General features: G+C 63.7%; 13 protein-coding genes. 3 read left to right on the plus strand and 10 right to left on the minus strand.

The window, feature by feature from the left end:
- Positions 1-22 precede the first annotated feature (22 nt).
- Positions 23-1165 (plus strand): transposase, encoded by a 1143-nt coding sequence (locus tag CD04_RS21630; RefSeq protein WP_231480617.1) that lies wholly within the window; start codon positions 23-25, stop codon positions 1163-1165.
- 44 nt (positions 1166-1209) lie between these two features.
- Here CD04_RS21630 and CD04_RS0109135 read toward each other — a convergent pair whose 3' ends face one another.
- The 3 genes from CD04_RS0109135 to CD04_RS0109145 form a co-directional block, all read right to left on the minus strand.
- Entirely contained in the window at positions 1210-2559 is a 1350-nt protein-coding gene (locus CD04_RS0109135; protein WP_031406105.1) for an IS5 family transposase, read from the minus strand.
- A gap of 455 nt (positions 2560-3014) precedes the next feature.
- Complete coding sequence (locus CD04_RS0109140) at positions 3015-4100, minus strand: hypothetical protein (RefSeq protein WP_031406107.1); 1086 nt, start codon at positions 4098-4100, stop codon at positions 3015-3017.
- Between the two features lie 520 nt (positions 4101-4620).
- Positions 4621-5586: a LysR family transcriptional regulator gene (locus CD04_RS0109145; RefSeq protein WP_031406109.1), complete on the minus strand. Its 966-nt coding sequence runs from the start codon at positions 5584-5586 to the stop codon at positions 4621-4623.
- Between the two features lie 147 nt (positions 5587-5733).
- Here CD04_RS0109145 and CD04_RS0109150 point away from each other — a divergent pair, with 147 nt between their 5' ends.
- A complete protein-coding gene (locus CD04_RS0109150) occupies positions 5734-7254 on the plus strand; it encodes a CoA-acylating methylmalonate-semialdehyde dehydrogenase (RefSeq protein ID WP_031406111.1) in 1521 nt (506 codons plus the stop codon).
- A gap of 94 nt (positions 7255-7348) precedes the next feature.
- On the plus strand, positions 7349-9013 hold the full coding sequence (locus tag CD04_RS0109155; protein WP_031406113.1) for a GMC family oxidoreductase: 1665 nt from the start codon (positions 7349-7351) through the stop codon (positions 9011-9013).
- A 10-nt stretch (positions 9014-9023) separates the two neighbouring features.
- On the opposite strand, the gene CD04_RS0109160 is transcribed toward CD04_RS0109155, so the two are convergent.
- The 7 genes from CD04_RS0109160 to CD04_RS0109190 all read right to left on the minus strand — a co-directional run bounded on the left by CD04_RS0109160 (position 9024) and on the right by CD04_RS0109190 (position 22325).
- Positions 9024-9926, minus strand: coding sequence for a D-hexose-6-phosphate mutarotase (locus CD04_RS0109160; protein ID WP_031406115.1), 903 nt, complete (start codon positions 9924-9926; stop codon positions 9024-9026).
- 343 nt (positions 9927-10269) lie between these two features.
- Positions 10270-11751, minus strand: coding sequence for an MFS transporter (locus CD04_RS0109165; RefSeq protein WP_051849056.1), 1482 nt, complete (start codon positions 11749-11751; stop codon positions 10270-10272).
- A gap of 422 nt (positions 11752-12173) precedes the next feature.
- Complete coding sequence (locus tag CD04_RS0109170) at positions 12174-13601, minus strand: efflux transporter outer membrane subunit (RefSeq protein ID WP_231480511.1); 1428 nt, start codon at positions 13599-13601, stop codon at positions 12174-12176.
- Positions 13602-13741: 140 nt separating this feature from the next.
- Positions 13742-16846, minus strand: coding sequence for an efflux RND transporter permease subunit (locus tag CD04_RS0109175; RefSeq protein WP_031406121.1), 3105 nt, complete (start codon positions 16844-16846; stop codon positions 13742-13744).
- Positions 16843-19914, minus strand: coding sequence for a multidrug efflux RND transporter permease subunit (locus CD04_RS0109180; RefSeq protein WP_051849252.1), 3072 nt, complete (start codon positions 19912-19914; stop codon positions 16843-16845). Before CD04_RS0109180 ends, CD04_RS0109175 begins: the two co-directional genes overlap by 4 nt.
- A gap of 122 nt (positions 19915-20036) precedes the next feature.
- Positions 20037-21362, minus strand: a complete 1326-nt coding sequence (locus CD04_RS0109185) for an efflux RND transporter periplasmic adaptor subunit (RefSeq protein WP_081857872.1) — start codon at positions 21360-21362, stop codon at positions 20037-20039.
- Positions 21363-21686: 324 nt separating this feature from the next.
- Positions 21687-22325: a cob(I)yrinic acid a,c-diamide adenosyltransferase gene (locus tag CD04_RS0109190; protein ID WP_031406127.1), complete on the minus strand. Its 639-nt coding sequence runs from the start codon at positions 22323-22325 to the stop codon at positions 21687-21689.
- Positions 22326-22372: the final 47 nt, after the last annotated feature.

A 22372-nucleotide genomic window follows, 5' to 3' on the forward strand; every position in this document is an offset into this window, starting at 1 on the left:
CCTGGCGCAAGGCCAAGAAGCGATCAGTTACTACGACCAGCAAAACGCGCTGCCACAGATCAAGGCTTATCGGCCCGAGTTCGTGGAGCTCGGCGGTCATGCCTTGCAGCAGACGCTGCGGCGGCTGGATCGCGCATTCCAGTCGTTCTTTCGCCGGGTCAAGGCTGGGCAGACGCCCGGCTTCCCGCGGTTCAAATCCGCGAAGCGATTCTCGGGCTTTGCCTATCCCGATCCGGCGGGGTGGAAGCTGATGCAGCATGGCGGCCGTGGTGCCACGCTTCGGTTGGGCAGTGGCGATGCCGCCCTGTCCATCCGGGCACGCGGGCGGCACCGCTTCGGGGCGGAGGCAAAGCCCAACGACATCACGATCATGCGCAGGAACGGGCAGTCGTTTGTGTCGGTGACGCTCCGCGTGCCAGAGTCGGCATGCGTGCGGCAGCGCACTGCCGACATGCGCCGCGGGATGGATTTCGGCATCACCGACTGGGCCGCGTTCGACGACGGACGGACCATCGACAACCCGCGCTGGGTGCGCGTCGATCGACCGAAGCTGGCGGCGCTGCAGCGGCAGCGCGCCAGGAAGCGCAAAGGATCCGTGCGGCACAAGCGGCTTGGCCATGACATCGCGCGGCTGCACGACCGGATTGCCAATCTGCGCCGGGACTTCGTGCACAAGAAAACCAGGTGCATGGTCCAGTCCTGCGCCGTCCTGGCGACTGAGCAACTGGCCCCGAAGACCATGAGCCGCAGCGCACGCGGCACGGTGGAGACACCGGGCCGTCCCGTGCGGCAAAAGGCCGGACTCAACCGGGAGATCCTCTCGGCGGGATTCGGCATGGCGCATCCGATGCTGGCGTACAAAGCGGAAGAAGCTGGTACGCGACTGCATCTGAGCAACACGCGCCAGCTCAAACCGTCGCAGCGCTGCTCGGCGTGTTGGGAGATCGTGCCCAAGACGCTGAGCCAAGGCATGCACATCTGCCCGCCCTGCGGGCACGTCATGCCGCGCGACCGCAACAGCGCAATGGTGGTTCTCATCGACCCGCACAACACGCAGGACACGCCTGGGACGGGCTTGGCGGCGAGACCCAAACCTCTGCCACGGCAACGTGGCAAGTCCAGGTCGGTGACCCGCGAAACCCCCGCTACAACGCCATGCGTTTAGCGGCGGGAGAGTTCATCAATAGTCGGCGCTGAACAATGGCGTTTTCAGCTGACCGAGCCCACGGGGATAGATCCTGGCGGCGCGTTCGCCGCCAGCCATGCGTGTACGGCGTCGGCAATGCGGGCGCAAAGAAGCCTCAGCTTCTTCAGCAGCAGACGGATGTTGTGGCCGGCGCCGCACATCACGGCATGCAAGGCATCTCCGAGTGCGCCTTTGAGCGGATTGCGGGCGAGTCGGCCGTCGGATTTCATGTGGCCGATGGCGGGTTCGATTGCGCTGCGCCGCTTGACCATTGCGTGCAGCGTTCGTGTGAGACCGCGTTTCTGGCCTGAGCGCAAGATGCGCACGCCGTCGACCTTCACCCCCTGGTAGCCTTTGTCGACAATGGCGATCTTCGGCTTGGCGTCGGCCAGGATCTCCACTTGTTCCAGGGTTTCAGCCAGCGTGTGGCCATCCCAAGGGTTGCCCGGCATCGAGCGCATGCCCACGACCAGGCCCTCCTTGAGCGTGGTGGCGATCGTGACCTTCACGCCGAACTCGTAGGGCGTCCTGGCCTTGCCTTTCGAGATGCACTCGACCTCGGGGGCATGCAGCGCGTACAGCTTGTTCTTGTCCTTGGTCTTCTGCGTCAGAATGCGCCCGGCACGCTGCAGCAGATCCTGGGCTTTGTCCCGCTGGGCTTCGGGCAGCGCGTGCAGCTTGTGCCCGACCTCGCGGTGCACCCGCCCGACGCGGCTGCGCAGGGTACGCAAGGCCTTCTTCATCCGTTTGAACTGTTTGGCGTGCGCGTAGCGCCCGATCTGCGCCGCCAGGCGTGGGGCCTCGCGGTTGTAGTTCTGGCGAAGCTCGATGCCGCCTTCGTCGGCCAGCCTGACCAGATGCTGGCGGCTCCGCTCCAGCAGCCGGCTGTCGGTCGGATGGGCAATGGCCTTGGGCATCACGGTCGTGTCCACGATGACGCGCTCTACGCTCGTCTTGCTGATCATCCCGGCCTTGCGCGCCGCCTCGATCGTCAGCGCCAGCAGCGTCTCAACGCCGGCCTCGCCAATGCGCTTTCTCCAGCGCGTCAGGCTCGAGGGATCCACGGGCGCTTCGGTCTGCAGGTACGTCTCCCCCGTGAAGAACTGCCAGTAGGGGTTCTCCACCCAGGTGTTCACCACCGCGTCATCGGAGGCGTCAAACGCGTGCTGCAGGTACAGCAGCCCCGCCACCAGCCGGGGAGACAGCGCCGGGCGGCCACGGCCCGAGTTGAAGTGCCCGGCAAACGTGCGATGGATCTCGTCCCAGTCGATCAAACCGGCCAGGCGCACCAGCGGATGCTTCATGTTGATTTGTTCATCCAACCGCGCCCGGAACAGATCCGGCGGCGGCGACTGCGGGGAATGCGGACCCATGCACCAAACCTCGTCGAAATTTGCAGGAAATCTCGGTGTTTAACGCTCCAGCCTGCAATTCCGATCACCAGCCTCACCATCTTTTACAAACAAAATCAAGGCCTTGAAGATTGTTCAACGCCGACTCAATAAGAGCATATTGCCGAGTTCCGAGGTGTGGGGATGGCTGCATTTGACTCGGGAATATGTAGTCGGCGCCTCGTAGCCCGGACAGCCTATGTCTTGTGATCGGCCAGAATGACACAGCCGGTCACGTGCTCGGCCTCTCCAATTTCACCAAGCATTACATCAAGAGCTCGCCACAATCGAGACCGGATTATGAGAGAGCCAAGCCTGCCCGTTGATGCGCAGTCTTGGCCTTCTCGGTTGCATCACATCTCAAAAACGGTACTAATACAGATCAGACAAATAACCGAAAGAAAGGACATGGTTGGATTGGCCAAGCACCGGAGCGTTCAATGCGTGATGCCGAAAGCAAAATAACCAGGTCCGCTGGTGAAGTTGTTGTTGGTATTGCTAGCGTCAACCCACAGACCGCCTGGAGACGCCAGCAAATAGTCGATGGTTACGCCATCGGCCGCGGTCGCACTGGCCAAGCCCTGCACTGGATTATCTGCATTAATCGCTACAGATTTACCACTAGGAACAGCTGTCAGCATATTGCTTCCAAGGTTAAATAATGCAGCGGTGTCGTCGGTGCTGTTGCTGACATAAGTTCCGGTGAGAGGGGACCATGGGCTTTGTGGCGTGCCGAAATGCAGGCCTTGTACCAGGCCGCTACCGGTGTCGTGCTCGCCGTTAACCAAGATATAGGCCCCGCCATCATTGACGATGAAAGTGTCCCCGCGCACCAGTCCTGCAGAAGAAAAAGCAAACTCATAGTTGTTCCCCGAAACCGGCGCGTAGGTCCCGCTGGCGGTTGGCGTGGTACAGCTCGGGGAGTTTTTGCACATACTCCAGTTGCCTGTGCCGTCGATGGTGGTCGTGACGTACGACGATCGGGTCTGGCCACCGTTAGTGCTATCCGCCTGGTAGCGTAGGAGCACATAGGTGCCGGCAAGTGACGAGATGGTTGTGTTGGGTACAAGTGCGCTCTGTGCCATCAAAATCACCGGCTCGTCGACGCCGTTGACGATGGCATGCGAGATGCCCAAAACCCCGTTGCTTTGCATCGCGGTACGCATCGAATTGTTCGTAGAACCGGCGTCCATGCACACACCCGGATGGCTCGGGTCGGCGACAAGGCTCAAGGTACCGCTCAGCGCGTTGTTCTGGAAGCTAGACGCGTAGCTCGAGTAAACCAGTTGCGAGCCGCCTTGCGTAAATTGTGCGCTGCCAATCTGCCCAGTCAATGAAACCGCCACCAAGGGACTCGTCTGACTCATTGAGCAGGCTGCATAGGCAGATTGGGCTGTGCTGGTGCTGGTTGTGGCGGTGCTGCTGGTGCTGGTGCTGGTGGTGGTGGTGCCACCTCCACCACCGCCGCAAGCTGAAAGGGCTAGCGCGGCGAAAACGAGTCCTGCAAGTAATTTTTTATTCATCGCATTTAAATTAATGTTGGATAAGGTAAAAAACCACGAGCGAAGCGACCCAGCGACGCTGGGTTGTCGCGGCAGCCTAAGACTAAACGTAACTGGTTGTATTAATTTGCTGGATTAAGTGCTCTGATAGGGCCTAACCCTCGTAAAGCTTATTGATATGCAGACATATTGGCGACTTCTCACCTCGCCGAATAGGATGATGTGTGGCGCGCATGCAACAAATCGAGATAAGTCACTGATGACCGATGCCATCGGCTTGCGACCGCAGACCTTGTGGCGTGGCGTCGTGTCGCGCCAGCCCGTGGAGCCCCTTTGGCATCTTCCCCGCGTTGCGCCAAAGCCGCCGCTGCAGTGCAACGTGCCTTGGCGTGCTGCGCACCCCACGTTCTTGGCACCGAAGACTGCGCTTCGCGATCGAGTGCCGGCAAACCGCTGCGTAAACGGTGCCATGGGGCGCGCCACCGCAAGGCGACCCGTGTCGCCGTCAATGTCTGCGCCCCTGCAGATGATGCATCGTCGATCAGGCTGCCACAGCAGGGGCAAATCCCCCCGCGAGGGCCGACCTCAGATGGTCCACCAGAAGCTGCACTGCGCGAGGCGTCGTGGGACTCCAGGGACGAATCGCGTAAATTGATTCCCCGAAGAAACCCACGGGCCTCCACTCCGGCAGGATCAGACGCAAACGCCCCCGGCAGGCCGCGGTGTCAATACTGAAGTCGGGCACCAGCGCAATGCCCAACCCCGCGAGCACCGCCTCCCGCAGGACCTCGCTGGTGTTGGCGCGCAGCGGGCCCTGGACAGCCACCCGGACACGCTCGGTATCGGCGCCATCGTCACCTTGCCCTCCGCGTTCGAACATCCACGACGCCGCACCCGAGCGCAGATAGGTGAGGCACTCGTGCCCGCCGAGCTCAGATGGGTGCATGGGCATGCCGCGGCGGCGCAAATAGGCACTGCTTGCCACCAACAGCGAACGCGAGCGACACAACTCCCACGCCACGTGGTTTTCGGGTGGCGCCGCCACATGTCGGATCGCCAGATCGAATCCTTCCTGCGGCAAATTGGTCAGCCGGTCCGACAGTTCAAGTTCAGCGCGAATGTCGGGATAGCGACGCAGGAACTGCAACAGGTGCGGCGTGACATGCTGCCGACCGAGCGCGACCGGTGCCGTGACGCGCACCAGACCTCGCGGAGCAGCCGCAAGGTCATGAACGGCCGACACACTGTGCGCAATCTGCGCAAAGGCCGGTGCCGTTTCGTCAACCAGTCGCTGGCCAGCATCGGTCAGGCGCAGCACGCGCGTGGTTCTGCGGACCAGGGGCACACCGATGCGGCGCTCAAGTTGAGCGAGTTGCTGGCTCACAGCTGCCTTGGACACGCCCAGGCGCTGCGCCGCCGCGGTCAGGCTGCCCGTGGCGGCGATCACACCTAACCAATGCACCTGCTGCCAAAGCGAATCGTCGCGCGGAGGAACGCTGTTGGTCATGGATGGGCTCCCTGGCAATGTCTGAGGTTATGCAACCTGGTCTTATTGTTCATCACAATGAACAATGTCGTCAGGTAAATGCTCTATTCAAGCATCGGCGCAAGTCCTAGACTTCATGTCATTCGCAATTTGGACTTGGAGATTCGCATGGGCGCACCCGAAGCCTTCACCGCCACGGCCACCGTGGCGCACCACATTAACGGCCGGCCCGTGCAGGGCACGGCCTCACGCACGCAGCCTGTCTTCAACCCGGCCACCGGAACGGTGGCCCGTCAGGTCTTACTGGCCGATGATGCCGACGTGCGCGCTGCGGTGCACGCCGCGCAGGCTGCGTTCCCGAAATGGGCGGACACGCCCCCGGTGCGCCGCGCGCGGGTCCTGTTGCGGTTTCTGGATTTGATGAACCAACATCGGGACACCATCGCTGCCATGATTACCGCCGAACACGGCAAGGTTTTCTCCGATGCGCAAGGCGAGGTCACGCGGGGCATCGAGATCATCGAGTTCGCCTGCGGCATACCGCAACTCCTCAAGGGGGACTACACCGAGCAGGTGTCCACGGGGATTGATAACTGGACCATGAGGCAGCCCCTGGGCGTCGTGGCCGGGATCACGCCTTTCAACTTCCCTTGCATGGTGCCCTGCTGGATGTTTCCAGTCGCGCTGGCTGCGGGCAACACGTTCGTGCTCAAGCCCAGCCCGATCGACCCATCGCCAAGCCTGTTCATGGCCGAGCTGCTGACGCAGGCAGGACTTCCCGATGGGGTCTTCAACGTCGTGCAGGGTGACAAGGTCGCCGTTGACGCCCTGCTCTCACACCCCGACGTCAAAGCCGTCAGCTTTGTTGGCTCCACCCCAGTGGCGCACCACATTGCCCAGGAAGCAGCACACCACGGCAAGCGTGTGCAGGCCCTGGGAGGAGCGAAGAACCATATGGTGGTCATGCCTGACGCCGACATCGATCAGGCTGTGGACGCGCTTGTGGGTGCGGCCTTCGGCTCAGCCGGTGAACGCTGCATGGCCATTTCGGTGGCGGTGTTGGTGGGAGACGCTGCAGACGCCATCATGCCGCGGCTCGTCGAACGCACGCGTGCCCTCAAAATCAAAAACGGCATGGAGGCCGATGCCGAGATGGGTCCGATCGTCAGCGCCGCAGCCCTGCAGCGCATTTCCGCCTATGTCGAGTCCGGTTTGGCACAGGGTGCCAGCTTGCTTGTCGATGGTCGCAGCCACCGCGTGCACGGGTATGAGGCTGGATTCTGGCTTGGCGGCACGCTGTTCGACAACGTGACGCCCTCCATGAGCATCTATCAGGAAGAAATTTTCGGCCCGGTTCTGAGCTGCGTGCGCGTGCCCGACTTCGCCGCTGCACTCGAGTTGGTCAACACCCACGCCTATGGCAACGGCACGGCCTGCTTCACCCGGGACGGCCATGTCGCACGCGAGTTTTCGCGCCGCGTGCAGGCAGGCATGGTGGGAATCAACGTACCGATTCCAGTGCCCATGGCGTGGCACGGTTTCGGAGGCTGGAAGGCCAGTCTGTTCGGCGACACGCACACCTACGGCGAGGAAGGCGTGCGCTTTTACACCAAGCAAAAGAGCGTGATGCAGCGCTGGCCCCAAAGCACGCCGAAAGGCGCAGAGTTCGCCATGCCCACGTCGAAGTAACTCCAGCCCCGCCGCGCCGCCGACCACATGGCGCGCGCCCCGCAGCGTGGGCGCGCGCCATGCCGATGCAGGCACGGCATACCGCGCTTGCGTCATGCCTGACACCACTTTCGATCACATCATTATCGGCGCCGGCACTGCGGGCAGCTTGCTGGCTAACCGCCTCAGCGCAAATGGCAGCAAAACCGTGCTGCTGATTGAGGCCGGCGGCAAGGACGATTACCACTGGATTCACATCCCGGTGGGCTACCTGTACTGCATCGGAAACCCACGCACCGACTGGCTGTACCAGACCGAATCCGATCCAGGGCTGAATGGTCGCACCCTGCGTTACCCGCGCGGCAAGGTTCTCGGCGGTTGCAGCAGCATCAACGGCATGATCTATATGCGGGGCCAGGCGCGTGATTACGAGCAATGGGCGGATCTCACTGGAGACGATTCCTGGCGCTGGGACAACTGCTTACCCGATTTCAAAGCGCACGAAGACCACTACCGGCTCGATACACAAAGCGATCCAGCCTTTGCAGCCCTTCATGGACACGGCGGGGAATGGCGTGTGGACAAGCAACGCCTGCGCTGGGACGTTCTCGACGCCTTCGCCCAAGCCGCCCAGCAAGCCGGCATACCCCCGACCGATGACTTCAACAGCGGCAGCAATGAGGGCGTGAGCTACTTTGAGGTCAATCAGAAAAATGGATGGCGCTGGAATAGTGCCAAAGCGTTCTTGCGCCCAGCCTGCTTCGGTCGCCCCAACTTTGAGCTCTGGACTTCCGCGCAGGTTGCGCGTTTGCTTTTCGACACGCTCCCCGACGGCCAACGACGCTGCAGCGGGGTGCAAGTGTGGACCGGTCAAGAGATGGTCACTGCACGCGCGCGCGCCGGGGTCATTCTCAGCGCGGGCAGCATTGGTTCACCGCAAATCCTGCAGCTGTCGGGCATCGGGCCGGGCGAACTGCTGCAACAGCATGGCATCGTTCCTCTGGTGGATCTGAATGGCGTGGGGGCCAACCTCCAGGATCATCTGCAAATCCGGGCGGTATTCAAGGTACAAGGCACGCGCACCTTGAATACACGGGCTGCGAGCGTTTGGGGCAAGGCGATGATCGGGTTGGAGTACGCGCTGAGGCGCACGGGCCCGATGAGCATGGCGCCCAGCCAACTTGGCGTCTTCACGCGCAGCAGCACGCAATACCTGCATCCCAATATCCAGTATCACGTTCAGCCGCTTAGTCTTGACGCCTTTGGCGAGCCGCTTCACCGATTCGACGCATTTACCGCCAGTGTGTGCAATCTCAACCCCAGCAGCCGCGGCAGCGTGCGCATCCGAAGTCCGCGCTTTCAGGACGCGCCGGCGATTTCCCCGAACTACCTGAGCACTGACGAAGACCGCAAGGTGGCCGCGGACAGCCTGCGGCTGACGCGTCGCATTGTCGAGCAGCCGGCGCTGGCCCCGTTTCACCCGCAGGAGTTCAAGCCCGGGCTGCAGTTTCAGACCGACGAAGAACTCGCCCATCTGGCCGGAGATATTGCCACGACGATCTTCCACCCCGCAGGCACAACGCGTATGGGGCGTGCGGACGATGCACAGGCTGTTGTCGATACACGCCTGCGCGTACGCGACGGGCGCGGTGGCCACATCCTCGGGTTGCGGGTCATCGATGCGGGGGTGATGCCAACCATTCCCAGCGGCAACATCAACAGTCCGACACTGATGATTGCCGAGAAGGCGGCGCGGTGGGTGCAGCAGGAGACAGAGTGAGCGGACCCGTCTACGCTGCCTCGGCGCTGTAGCGCACCGCCAGGGTATGCGTCTGCCCAGGTTTGAGCGTGAGCACGTCATCGGCTGCGTTCGCGGATTCCACGCACAGCATGTTGCGCCAGCCTGTGGGGGTGAAATCCCCCAGGGCCGCGGCCTTGTCGTGCCCAGGATTCCAAACGACCGTGGAGGCCGATCCTTGCTTGGCGATGCGGATGCGACGGCGCAGGCGCGCGTCGACAATGGCGCACTCGCCCCACGCATGCACGTAAACCCGATCGATCTCGCCATCGAAGCGCAGCGGCGCGTCTTGCCGTTTGCGCGCAAAGCCCTCGGTCTTGTCTAGATAGGTACAGCCTTCCAGCCCGTCCAACTCGACTTCGGCGAGGTCCCGAACATAAAAATAGGCATGAAGGGCCTCTCCCACTGATAGCGGGATGGCCGTCGCGTTGCGGGTGGTCAGCGCGATTTCCAGCGTATCGGCAACGCGAATGCGCAGTTCAACCGGTGTGTCGTGCGGCCATTGCGCCCGTGTGGTGGCGCCGGGCGGCAGCCGAAGACAAAGTTCGGTCGCGCCCTGCCCCCCGGCGCTGTCGACCACATCCCACGATAGGGCACGGGCAAATCCGTGTGCCGGGAACGTCTCTTCAGTGGGGTGTGCTCCGAACCAGGGCCAGCATACGGGCACTCCGCCGCGAATCGAACGACCCGAGGCAAAGCGGGCGGATTCAGACAACCACACCACGGGTTCGCTCTGGGCCCTGGGGCGAAAGGTCGTGCAGTGCGCTCCCTGCATGCACACGCTGGCCACGCCGCCCGGATTCTCGATGTCGGCGAAAATCAATCCACCGGGGCCGCTGCGAAAGGTCAACTGACCCGGAATGGCAAAGGCTTGGAGCGCGGCGAGGTCTTGCATTGTGGCGAGGTGTGGCTTGAAAGCAGCGCCATTCTGCCAGCAGGACCCCGCACGCCATTCCGGTGGTGGTCGCCGGTGGCCCGGAATCGGCATGGCCATGCGCAAGCGTTGTGGCGATGAACTCTCCCGCCGCTAAGCCGCCTTCGCGGCTGTATTGGGGATTTCGCGGACCAAGGGCCAAGGCTTGCCCCCTCCTGCCCGGACGGCTTCGTCTGAGCGACGCCGCGCGTCGGGCCAGGTGAGGAAGGGGAATGCACGGGCACGTGTTCACGTTGCGTGCAGCGGCAAGCCTGTGCGCGCGCACCTGCATCCCGGGTGTGTTCAGGCGGCGGTTCAGATGCGTTCAGAGCTCAATCCGAGGCACCCGCGTCGACGACCATGCGGCGACCAGCGTGAGCGCGCCAGCCGCCATGAAGGTGAGATGAAACGCGTGGATCACTTGCAGCGTGGCCTGCTCACTGGTGCCGCGCAGAGCCGCCTGCAACTCGGCCGTCGAGGCGAGACCGAAAACCAACGCGCCGAACACGGCCGTGCCCACCGAAGCCCCAACCGACCTGGCCAGGGAGACCGTGGCTGCCGCTGCCCCGAGTCGGGCGCGTCCCGCCACAGTCTGGATCACGAGCTGCGAAGTGGGCATGACGGTGCCGAATCCAAGACCGGCAACCACACCAAGGACGCCCACAGTCCAGCTTCCGCCCGGAAGCCAACCCAGCACAAGCAGGGCCAACGCGGCCAGGACAAGTCCGAAACGTGGCGGCTGGTCTGGCCGGCCCGTATACGCCACGAGCCGCCCGGTGAGGTTGGATCCAAGGACCAGCCCCGCTGTGAGCGGCAACAAGAGCAGCCCTGCGTGCGCGGCGTTGCCATGCTTGCCAAGTTGCAGATAGACCGGCAGAAAAAATACCAGTGCGAACATGCTGGCTGCGAACAACGTGACCGTTAGGCTCGTCCAGGCGATGGCAGGTATGCGCAGCAGCTCCAGCGGCAGAAAGGGATGGGTTTGGCTGCGTTCGCGCCGAGCCAGAAGCGCACCCAGGAGGACGGCCACCCCGGCCATCGCCAGGCTCGGCGCGGAAACCCACGGGAAGCGGTGACCTGCCAGCGTCAGCCACAGCAAGGCGAGCCCGGCCATGCCGGCGAAGAGCACAACGCCGAGCGCATCGTGGCCTTGACCTGGAACCGCGTGACGCGGACTCCTCGGCAATCGCAATACACGCCAAGCCGCGATGGCCGCAAGCGGCAGGTTCACGGCGAAAAGCCAGCGCCAGCTGAACCGGCTGACGACAAGCCCACCCACGACCGGACCCGCAACGCTGGCGAGCACGAACACCACGCCGAAATACGCCTGGAATCGGGGGCGCTGGCGGGGCGGCACCACCTCCCCAATCAGGGCCTGGCTCATCACCATCAGCCCACCCCCGCCCAAGCCCTGAAGCATGCGCGAGGCAATCAGCCACCACATGCCCTGGCTCGCCATGCAGGCAGTCGAGCCAACAGCGAACAGCCCGAGCGCCGCAACCAGCGCATCGCGGCGCCCATAGCGGTCACCCAAGCGGCCATAAAGGGGGGCCATGATGGTGGACGACAGCAGATAGCCCACTGCAATCCACGCTGTGTCGCGCAAGTCGCCGAGGTCGCGCGCGATCGCCGGGGTCGCGGTTGCCAGAAGGGTCTGGTCCACCGCCGCCAGGAAAATCGGCAGCATGACCGCCGTGAACAATTGCACGAAGCGGCTCCAGGGCACGGCTGGCTCGGTCGTACTCGAGGATCCGGGTTCGAGCGGCGAGACGCCGGGCAGGGGCTCAGCGGAATCGGGAGGACTCATCGCAACAAAGGGGCTGTGGCGCCAGGTGAGAGTGGTGCGTGCTTGACATGGTCACGGCAGCGGCAGCGCCGTGGGCCCGGCTTGCGATGCGCCCATACGGTGTGGTGCCGGCCCCGCACATGGTGCCGTGCCAGCAGCCCAGCTTGCGCGCCCTGAATTGCACACCGGGGCACCGTGCACCACAATCCGCAGGCGGTTTTGCTCCGTGGCACCACGCCATTGACGACGCCCAGGGCGAAGCGATGGGGCGCGGGGGCGACGTGGGAGCCGCAAACACAGCATCAGGGCACGGCACTCAATCATGCAATCACCTGTTTAACGATCCCCGGGCTTGTGCGACAGTCGCCTTGCGGCGTTGGCTTGCGGCGAGCCGGGTCCTCGCGCCAGCAAGCGTAGCGCGAACCGCGCTTCTTCGCCCACCCTCAGCGGGCGCGCTTCACAACGGCGGGCGCCCCGGCCGGCAAAGAACCCAGAGCCTCGCCGTATGTCGTGCCCCAGCCGCCGCCAAGGGACTGAATCAGCGCAACCGTTGCGGTGTAGCGACGATTCAGCAGGACGATCTGGGCATTGCGTGCGCTGGTTGCTGTGGTCTGCGCGGTAATGACATTGAGGTATGGCGCCGTACCGGCCTTGTATTGATTCTCGGCCAGCCGCAACGACACGTCGGCTGCCTGTACCACCAGCGCCTGCTGCTGCGCCTCCTGTGCGAGGATGCGCTGGGCGGCCAGGTTGTCTTCCACTTGTTGTAACGCGGTCAGTACATCCTGTCGGTAGTTGGCAACCGTCTGGCGGTACGCCGCCTGGCTGGACGCCACCTGCGCGCGGCGAAGCCCACCGTCGAACAGCGTTGCTGCAAGACTCGGCCCCAGGGACCAGAAGAGCGATGGCACCGAGAACAGGTCGGCAACGCGCGTGGCCTGGCTGCCAGATTGTGCCGACAGCGTCAGGTTGGGGAACCAGGCGGTCTGTGCGACGCCGATTTGCGCATTGGCCGCCTCGACTTGTGCCTGCGCAGCAGCCAGATCAGGCCGGCGCTGCAGCAATTGCGCGGGAATGCCCGGCGGGATGACGGGCACATCGGGCATGGCGCCGTCTGCCGGCAGCGCAAAATCACTCGGCGGCGTGCCGACGAGAACAGCCACCGCATTTTGCAACTGTGCGCGGGCCACGCCAAAGTCCGTAAGACTGGTCTGCGCCTGCAGCAATTGAGTCTTTGCAGAAGCCACGTCAGCGGCCGTGTCCACCCCCGCCTTGTAGCGATTCTCCGTAAGGCGCAAGGCGCGCGCGTACGCCTCGGCGGTGTTTTGCGCCAAGCCCAACTGCGCATCCACCGTGCGCAGTTGCAGATAGCTCTGAGCCAGACTGCCTTGCAGGCTCAGCATGGTGTTGCGCAAGGTGGCCGCGCTGGCTTCGGCGCTGGCCTGGCTCGCCTGCACCTGAAGGCGGACCTTGCCCCACAGATCCGGCTCCCAACTCGCTGTGGCCGAGGCACTGACCGCGTTGCTGATACGCCCGGGCACCGCAACGCTGGTGCTGCTGCTCGCGAATTTGGAGCGGGTGGCGGCCGCCCCAGCGGAAAGCGTCGGGTAGTAAGCAGCCTGCGCCTGAGCGATGGCGGCACGGGCCTGGTCGTACGCGGCCAATTGCGCCGCCAGGCTCTGGTTGCGCTGCGCGACTTGCGCTTCGAGCTTGTTCAGCACCGGGTCTCCGAACACCTCCCACCAGGGACCCCGCGGCGCTGCCGCCAGGTGTTGCGCCGGTTGCCAGTCGCCTCGCGCCTGGGCATAGCCCATGGGCATCGCCACCTTGGCGGGTGGTTCGGGCGGAGTTGCGGCGCAGGCGGACAGCAACAAGAACCCCAGCGCACAGACAACGAGCCGTGATCGGTCAACGTGTGCAGCCGGATCACCGTGCCCCGAGCGGCACGGCGCCTCCGCCGGGCTTCGGGAACAGGGCAAGCGATTAGGAATACAGGTGATGGGCATGGTGGTCAGATCGGCGTGTCGATCGGCATCGGATGGCCACTTCGCCCAAAGCGGCGCAGGGTCCAGCGGCGCAGACTGTCGAGTTCGAGGTAGATGACCGGCGTGGTGTACAGCGTCAGCGCTTGACTCACGAGCAAGCCGCCGGCAATGGCGATGCCTAGCGGCTGGCGTAGCTCAGCGCCGTTGCCCGTGATGAATGCCAGTGGCAACGCGGTGCCCAATGCGGCGAGCGTGGTCATCAGAATCGGGCGCAGGCGCAGCGTGGCGGCCTGAAAAATGGCGTCACGGGGCTCCGCGCCCTGCTCGCGCTCCACCTGCAAGGCAAAGTCGACCATCAGGATGGCATTCTTTTTCACGATGCCGATGAGCAGGAATACTCCAATCAGCGCGATGATGGAAAACTCGGTATGAAACAGCATGAGCGCCAGCACGGCACCCACACCGGCAGGCGGCAGGGTGGACAGGATTGTCAGCGGATGCAACGTGCTTTCGTACAGAATACCCAGCACGATGTAGATGGCGAAGATCGCCGCCATGATGAACAGCGGCTGATTCTTCAACGTGTCGGAAAACAACTGGGCCGTTCCTTGAAAGCCGCCGTGAATGTCCGACGGAAGGCTGATTTCCGCCATCGCCTGGTCGATCTTGCCCTGGATCTGGCTGAGTGCAATGCCCTTGTCCAGGTTGAAGGAGATGGTTGACGAGACAAACAGGCCCTGGTGGTTGACCGCAAGCGGTGTGTTGGAGAGTTCGAAATGCGCCAAGGCCGATAACGGCACACGATTGCCGTTGCTGCCCACCACGTAGATGTCTTGAAGCGCGGATGCGCTTTGCTGGTACTGCTGCGCCGCCTCCATGACCACACGGTACTGGTTCAGCGGGGCGTAGATGGTGGACACAAGGCGTTGGCCGAACGCGTCGTTTAACGTCTGGTCGATGGTGGCGATGGGAATTCCGGACCGCGCGGCTGCGGCGCGGTCGAGGACCAGTCTGAGCTGCAGGCCGCTGGCCAGCTGATCCGTATTGACGTCATTCATGCCCGGGATGCGCTTGAACGCAGCCAGCACCTTGGGCTCCCACTCGCGCAGGGTATTCAAGTCGGACGCCTGCAGCGTGTATTCGTACAAAGCCGCCGACGGCCTGCCACCGGCGCGGATGTCCTGCACCGGGAACATGAACGTCTGCGCGCCGGGCACATTCGCCAGCGCCTTGCGCAGTTCGACGATGATCGCCTGCACGCCCTGGCGTTGATCGATCGGCTTGAGCTGCATGAACATGAAACCGCTGTTGGTCGTCCCACCGCCCGTGAAAGCCAGGACGTTTTGAACCCCCGCATTCCTGCGCACGATGCCCACGATCTTTTCGAGTTTCTTGCTCATGTCCTGGAAGGAAATCGATTGGTCGGCCTGCACCGAACCCACCAGAAGCCCCGTGTCCTGAATCGGAAAAAATCCTTTGGGCACCACGGCATAGAGATAGATGCTCAGGCCAATCGTGGAAAAGAACACCAGGAGCATGATCCTCGGATGCGCAAGCGCCCGCTGCAAGCTGTGCGCGTATCCGCGATGAACCGCATCCCAGCTGCGCGCCAGGCGTCCTGATTGCTGGCCGACCGTGCCGCCGCCTCCACGATGCGGGCGCAGCCAGCGCGAGGCCAGCATGGGCGTCACCGTCAGTGAAACGAGAAGCGAGATCCCGATGGCGACTGACAGCGTGACGGCGAATTCGTGGAACAGGCGCCCCACGATCCCACCCATGAACAGCACCGGCAGGAATACGGCAATGAGCGAAAGACTCATCGACAGCACCGTGAAGCCCACCTCGCGCGCGCCCTTCAAGGCCGCGTCGAGGGGGCGCATCCCGGCCTCGACATGGCGCATGATGTTCTCCAGCACAACGATAGCGTCATCCACCACGAAGCCTGTGGCAACGATCAGCGCCATCAAGGACAGGTTGTCGAGCGAGTAATCAAGCAGCCACATCGCAGCGAACGTGCCCACGAGCGACAACGGGACCGCAAGCGCTGGGATCAGCGTGGCGCGCCAGTCACGCAGGAACAACCAGACCACGCCCACAACCAGGAGCACGCCGAGCAGAAGGGTATTCTCGACTTCGCCGAGCGATGCCCGAATGGTGGTGGTGCGGTCGGACATGATGCGCACATCGATACCGGCGGGAATGGATGCTTCGAGCTGCGGCAAGGCCGCCTTCACGCCCTCCACGGCGCTGATGATGTTGGCTCCTGGCTGGCGGAAAATGATGAGCAACACGGCTTGCTCACCATTGGCCAGACCCATGTTCTGGTTGTTTTGCAGACCTTCGGCAACCTGCGCCACGTCATCGAGTCGAATGGGTGCGCCGTTCTTATAGCCAACAACGATGCGCTGGTACTGCGCAGGAAGGCTGATCTGATCGTTGGTGCCGATCTGCCACCGGTGGTTGGCGCTATCGACTGCGCCCTTGGGCGTGTCCACATTGGCAGCCGCGATGGCTTGGCGGATCTGCTCCAGCCCCAAGCCCATGCCGTTGATGCGAGGCAGATCCAACTCCACACGCACAGCTGGCAACGCCGAACCGCCAACGTTGACCTGACCGATGCCCGAAAGTTGCGAGATCTTCTGCGCCAGGATCGTCGAGGCGGCGTCGTACATCTGGCCCCGCGTCAGGTTCTTGGACGTGAGCGAGATGATCATGATCGGCGCATCGGCCGGGTTGACCTTGCGGTACGTCGGGTTTCCCGTCAGTCCCGTGGGCAGCAGTGGCAACGCTGCATTGATGGCTGCCTGCACTTGCCTGGCTGCGCTGTTGATGTCCTTTGACAGATCAAACTGCAGGATGACCCGCGTGGAGCCCAGCGTGCTGCTCGACGTCATCTGTGCGATGCCGGCGATCGTCCCGAGTGAGCGCTCCAGCGGCGTGGCCACCGTTGCCGCCATGACCTCCGGGCTGGCCCCGGCCATATTGGCCTGAACCGTGATTGTCGGGAAGTCCACCTGCGGCAGCGGCGCCACCGGCAGCAGCCGAAAAGCGATGATGCCAGCCAGGAGCACCGCAAGCGCCAGCAGGCTGGTACCGACGGAGCGCCGAATGAACGGGGCCGAGAGGTTCACGCCCCGCCCTCCTCGGCAGCTTCACCGGGCGCGCCAAAATGCCGCGCTTTCCAAGCCGCCGTGCGCCGGGCCATGCGGTCAAATGCGAGATAGATCACCGGGGTGGTGAACAGGGTGAGCAATTGCGAAAGCAGCAAACCACCCACCAGCGTGATACCCAGCGGCTGGCGCAACTCCGCCCCCATGCCGCCGCCCACCACAAGCGGTACGGCGCCAAACAGCGCGGCGAAGGTGGTCATCAGGATGGGCCTCAGCCGCAGGTGCGCGGCTTGCACCATTGCGGCCTCGGGCGCCATCCCCTGATTGCGCTGCGCGTCAAGCGCGAAGTCCACCATCAGGATCGCGTTCTTCTGCACGATGCCGATGAGAAGAATGATGCCAATGATGGCGATCACCGTCAGATTGTGCCCCGTGGCCATGAGGGCCAGCAAGGCCCCGATTCCGGCCGAGGGCAGGGTGGACAGGATCGTGACGGGATGAATGTAGCTTTCATAGAGGACCCCGAGCACGATGTACATCGTGGCAACCGCCGCCAGCAGCAACCACAATTCGTTGGACAGCGCCGCCTGGAACGCGCTGGCCGCGCCCTGAAAGGCGATGGCCACCGACGGGGGCAACTGCGCATCGCGCGCAGCGCTTTCAATCGCGCTGACCGCCTCACCGAGCGAGGCGCCTGATGCCAGCTGGAACGAGATCAGCGCCGCTGGAAACTGTCCAAGATGGTCCACCGCCAGGGGCGTTGCGCGTTGCTCAACGTGGGCAATGCTCAGCAGCGGGACCGCCTGGCCGCTGCTTGACGTCAGATACACACCGTCCAACGCCGCTAGGCCGCCCGCGCCAGTCTTGTCCATGCCCAGCACGACGCGGTATTGTGCCGACTGGGTGAAGATGGTCGACACCAGGCGTTGCCCGAAGGCGTTGTACAGGGCGCTGTCGACAGCGCTCATGGTGACACCCAATCGCGCGGCGGCTGCGCGATCCACGTCCACGAAGGCCTGCAGACCCTGGTCCTGCAAATCGCTGGTCAGCCCCGCGAGCTGGGGCAGACCACGCAAGCGCTTCAAGAGCGACGCGTTAGCCTCTGCAAGCTGGGTCTGGCTGGTCGCCGACAGGCTGAACTGGTACGGATAGCGACTAGGAATGTCGTCGATGGTCAGATCCTGCACAGGCTGCATGTAGGTGCGAATGCCTTCCACGTTGGCAGCGCGATCCGTCAGCCGCTGGATGATCGGCGCCACTCGCAGCACACGCTCATTCAGCGGCTTGAGATTGATGAGCAGGCGGCCTGTGTTCATTGTGGTGTTGACGCCATCGATACCGACCACCGAGGAAATGCTCGCCACCGCAGGATCGTGCAAAAGCGCATCCACCAGTGCCTGCTGACGCCTCGTCATGGCGTTGAAGGAAGCATCCTGCGGCGCGACCGTGGTTGCCTGGATCAACCCGGTGTCCTGCACCGGGAAGAAGCCCTTCGGGATCGTGATGTACAGGGCCACGGTCAGCAACAGCGTGCCCACCGCCAGGAGCAAGATGAGAGCCTGGTGGCCGAGAACCCACGAAAGCGCGCGCGCGTAACCGTCGGCCAATCGGTCAAACGCCCGGCCACTGGCGCGAAACAGGCGCCCCTGCTTGTTTTCCGGCACATGACGCAAAAGCCGCGCTGACAGCATCGGCGTGAAGGTCAGGGACACCGCCGCCGAAATCACGATCGCCACCGCCAGCGTGATGGCGAATTCGCGAAACAGCCGGCCCACGACGTCGCCCATGAACAGCAGTGGAATGAGCACGGCGATCAGGGAGAACGTCAGCGAGATGATGGTGAACCCGATCTGCGCGGCGCCCTTGAGCGCGGCCTGAAGCGGCGGCTCACCAGCCTCGATGTACCGGGCGATGTTCTCGATCATCACAATGGCGTCATCGACCACGAAACCGGTGGCGATGGTCAGCGCCATCAGTGTGAGCGTGTTGATGGAAAATCCGAACAGGTACATCGCGCCGAACGTGCCCACCAGTGCCAAAGGCACTGCAGTGGCCGGGATAAACGTGGCACGCCCGCTGCGCAGGAATATGAAGATCACGGCCACCACGAGCAGCACCGATAGCAGGAGCTCGAAGCTCACGTCGGAAATGGCTGCGCGTATGGTCACGGTGCGGTCCGACAGCACCGACAACTGGGCTGCGGCCGGCAACTGCTGCTGCAGGCTGGGTATCAGCTTGTGGATGCTGTCCACCACCTGGATGACGTTGGCTCCAGGCTGACGCTGCACGTTGATGACGATGCCCGGCTTGCCATTCACCATCGCCGCCTGCCAGGCGTTTTGCGGGCCCGTGTCGATCGTTGCCACATCGCCCAGGCGCACGGGAGACCCTGCCTTGTACGCGATGATGGTCTGCCGATACTGTTCAGGCGTTTGCAATTGGTCGTTGGCGTCGATCGTGAACGACTGCTGCAGCCCATCGATGCTGCCCTTGGGCGTATTGACATTGGCCCCGGCAATGGCGCTACGGATGCTGTCCAGACTTAGCCCGAGGGCGGCAAGCGCCTGCGCATTCACGCTCACGCGCACCGCGGGCTTATGACCGCCAGACAGCGTAACCAGACCAACACCCGAGACCTGCGAAAGCTTCTGGCTCAGTCGCGTATCGGCCAAGTCATACAGCGTGGTCAGGGGTAGCGAGCCAGAGGTCAGCCCCAGCGTAATGACGGGAGCGTCGGCAGGGTTGACCTTCGCGTAGATCGGCGGCTGCGGCAAATCCGTTGGCAAGAGGCTGCTGGCAGCATTGATGGCCGCTTGCACCTCTTGCTCAGCCACGTCAAGCGAGAGGGCAAGTTCGAAGCGCAGCGTGATGACCGATGCACCGCCCGAACTCACGGACCACATCTGCGCCAGGCCTGGCATCTGCCCGAATTGGCGCTCCAGCGGCGAGGTGACCGACGATGTCATCACATCCGGGCTGGCACCGGGGTAAAGCGTGGTGACCTGGATCGTCGGGTAGTCGACCTCGGGCAGTGCCGCCTGCGGCAGGAGCCTGTAGCCAACAAAGCCTGCCACAAGCACCGCGATCATCAAAAGCGTGGTGGCGATGGGTCGCAGGATAAACAGGCGCGAAGGGCCTCGACGCCCTGCGTTGGGGTCTGCCGGCTCCTGGTGCGACGAGGACTCGTCGTCTTGGGCCACCTCGCTCATGCTCACCGTGCTCCGCTGGCCGCAGCCGACCTTGCCCGCTCACCGGCTCGACTGACGGCTTTTTGCGGCCGCGACGCGCTGCCGCCGGGGGCGCTCGCCTGCGCCTGCACCACCTTGACCTCGCGGCCATCGCGCAAGCGGTCCAGACCATCCGTCACGACGCGCTCTCCGGGCTGAAGGCCGGAGAGAATCTGGGTGAGGTTGCCGTCGGTGGCGCCCGTGCTCACTTTGCGCAAGGCCACTTTGTCCCCGGAGCCGATCACGTACACATAGGTCCCGGGAGCGCCGACCGCCACCGCCGTCGTTGGCACCACCACCGCATGGGCAATGGTCCGCACCAGCAGGCGCACGTTGACGAACTGGTTGGGATACAGCGCCATGTCCTTATTGTCGAACTCGGCGCGCAGATTCAAGGTACCGGTTGCAGTGTTGATCTGGTTGTCCGCTGCCACCAGTTTCCCGCTTGCCAAAACTTTCGTGTTACGCGCGTCCCAGGCCTCAGCCGTCAGCGACGCTCCCCTCATGAGCTGGCCGACCACCTCACCAATCGCCTGCTGCGGCACAGCGAACGTCACATCGACCGGCTGGACCTGGGCGATGGTGGCAATCGGCGTGGCGCTGCCGCTCGTCGTACCGGAAACATTGCCAGAGCCAACCGCGCCAGAGGTGGTCACCATATTGCCCGCGTCCACCGGGCGTAGACCCGCCAGGCCTGCCACGGGAGCGGTGATGCGCGTCCAGGCGAGTTGCAGCCGCGCATTATCCAAGGCCGCCTTGTTCACATCCAGCGTGGCCTTGTATTGGGCCACGGCTGCACGCTGATCCGACACCTGCTGCGCAGCGATCGAATCCTGCTTGAGCAGGATCTCGTAGCGGGCGAGGTCCCCCTCGGCCCCAGCGAGTTGCGCCGCCGTCTGCTCCATCTGCGCTTTGGCCTGCTCCACGGCGATCTGGAACGGTCGCGGATCGATCTGCGCGAGCAATTGCCCGGCCTTGACCATCTGCCCCTGCTTGTAATCCACGCTTTGGAGCAAGCCGCTCACGCGCGGCATCACGTTGACCAGGCTGCGCGGCGTGACGGTACCCAGGGCGCTCAGCCACACCGGCAGCGGCTGCGCACGAGCAACAGAGGCCGTCACCGGTTGCGCAGGCTGCTTGCCCACCAGACCCGCGGGGCCTTTCTGCGCATGACTGACCTCGCCCAGCCGCCACCAAAGAAACAGACCCACGACCGTTGCCGCCAACGCAAGCAACCAACGCCCGCGACGCGCCGCTGAAGGCATGACAGAAGTCGGAGTGGAATGGGGGCCAAGGCCGGATGAAGTCATGGATGGAGGCTGCTCGGGAAGGAATGACGATTGCGTGGGGTCAGGCGAAACTCAGGCACATTCTCCGACCACGCCCGCCCACGTCGGTTTTTTGGGGCATGCCAGAGCCGCGTCGCGGCGCGACGACGCAGGCGTTGAGCATGCCAGAGCCGCATGAAGCCGAAGTGTGGCTTACGTGTCGAAGTATTGCTGCAACCAGTCGTCGGGCCCTCGGGCCCGGCATTTGAAAGGCAACGCGCCCCGATCGTCGTTCTGCCGGCACGGTAGTGCCCTGCCTGACGGCCCGGCCCCGGTGCGCATCAGAGCGCGTCGGAAAGCCATCGCTCACGGCTCAATGCCCCTGGCCTTGCGCTCGTGCCTCCAGTACACCTCGGTGCTGCCTTCCGCACCTGCACGGTTGAGTGTTCGCGCGAGCACGAAAAGAAGGTCCGAAAGCCGATTCAGATATTGAAGCGGGTGGGCGAGTTCAGCCTGAGCTGGCGTCGGCGCGCTGGTGTTGCCACCGGTGGTGTGCATCTGGCCACTTGGCCCGGTCACGGCTTCGCCTGCCACGGCAACCACCGCGCGCTCGGCTCGGCGCGCCACCGTGCGGCACACATGGGCGAGGCTGGCCGCGCGCGTGCCGCCGGGAAGAATGAACTCTTTGAGTGGCGGCAGTTTGGGGTTGTACTCGGCAAGCGCGGCATCCAGTCGCTGCACATGCGCGTCGTGCATGATCGTCATGCCTGGCACAGCGAGCTGACCGCCGAGGTCGAACAGGTCATGCTGCACCTGCAGCAAAAGCTCGCGAACGGTGTTTGCCATGGGCTCGGTCAGCAGCAGCCCGATGTGCGAATTCAACTCGTCCACCTCGCCCAGCGCGTGGATGCGGGCCGCGCCTTTGGAGCAACGTGAGCCATCGCCCAAGCCGGTCGTACCGGCGTCGCCGGTACGCGTGGTGATGGCCGTGAGCCGATGTCCCATGATTGGGTCCTTTAAAAGTCGGGAGGACAGCCCTGCCGAGCGCGCAC

This window comes from Thiomonas sp. FB-Cd (genome assembly GCF_000733775.1).
Taxonomy (GTDB): Bacteria; Pseudomonadota; Gammaproteobacteria; order Burkholderiales; family Burkholderiaceae_C; genus Thiomonas_A.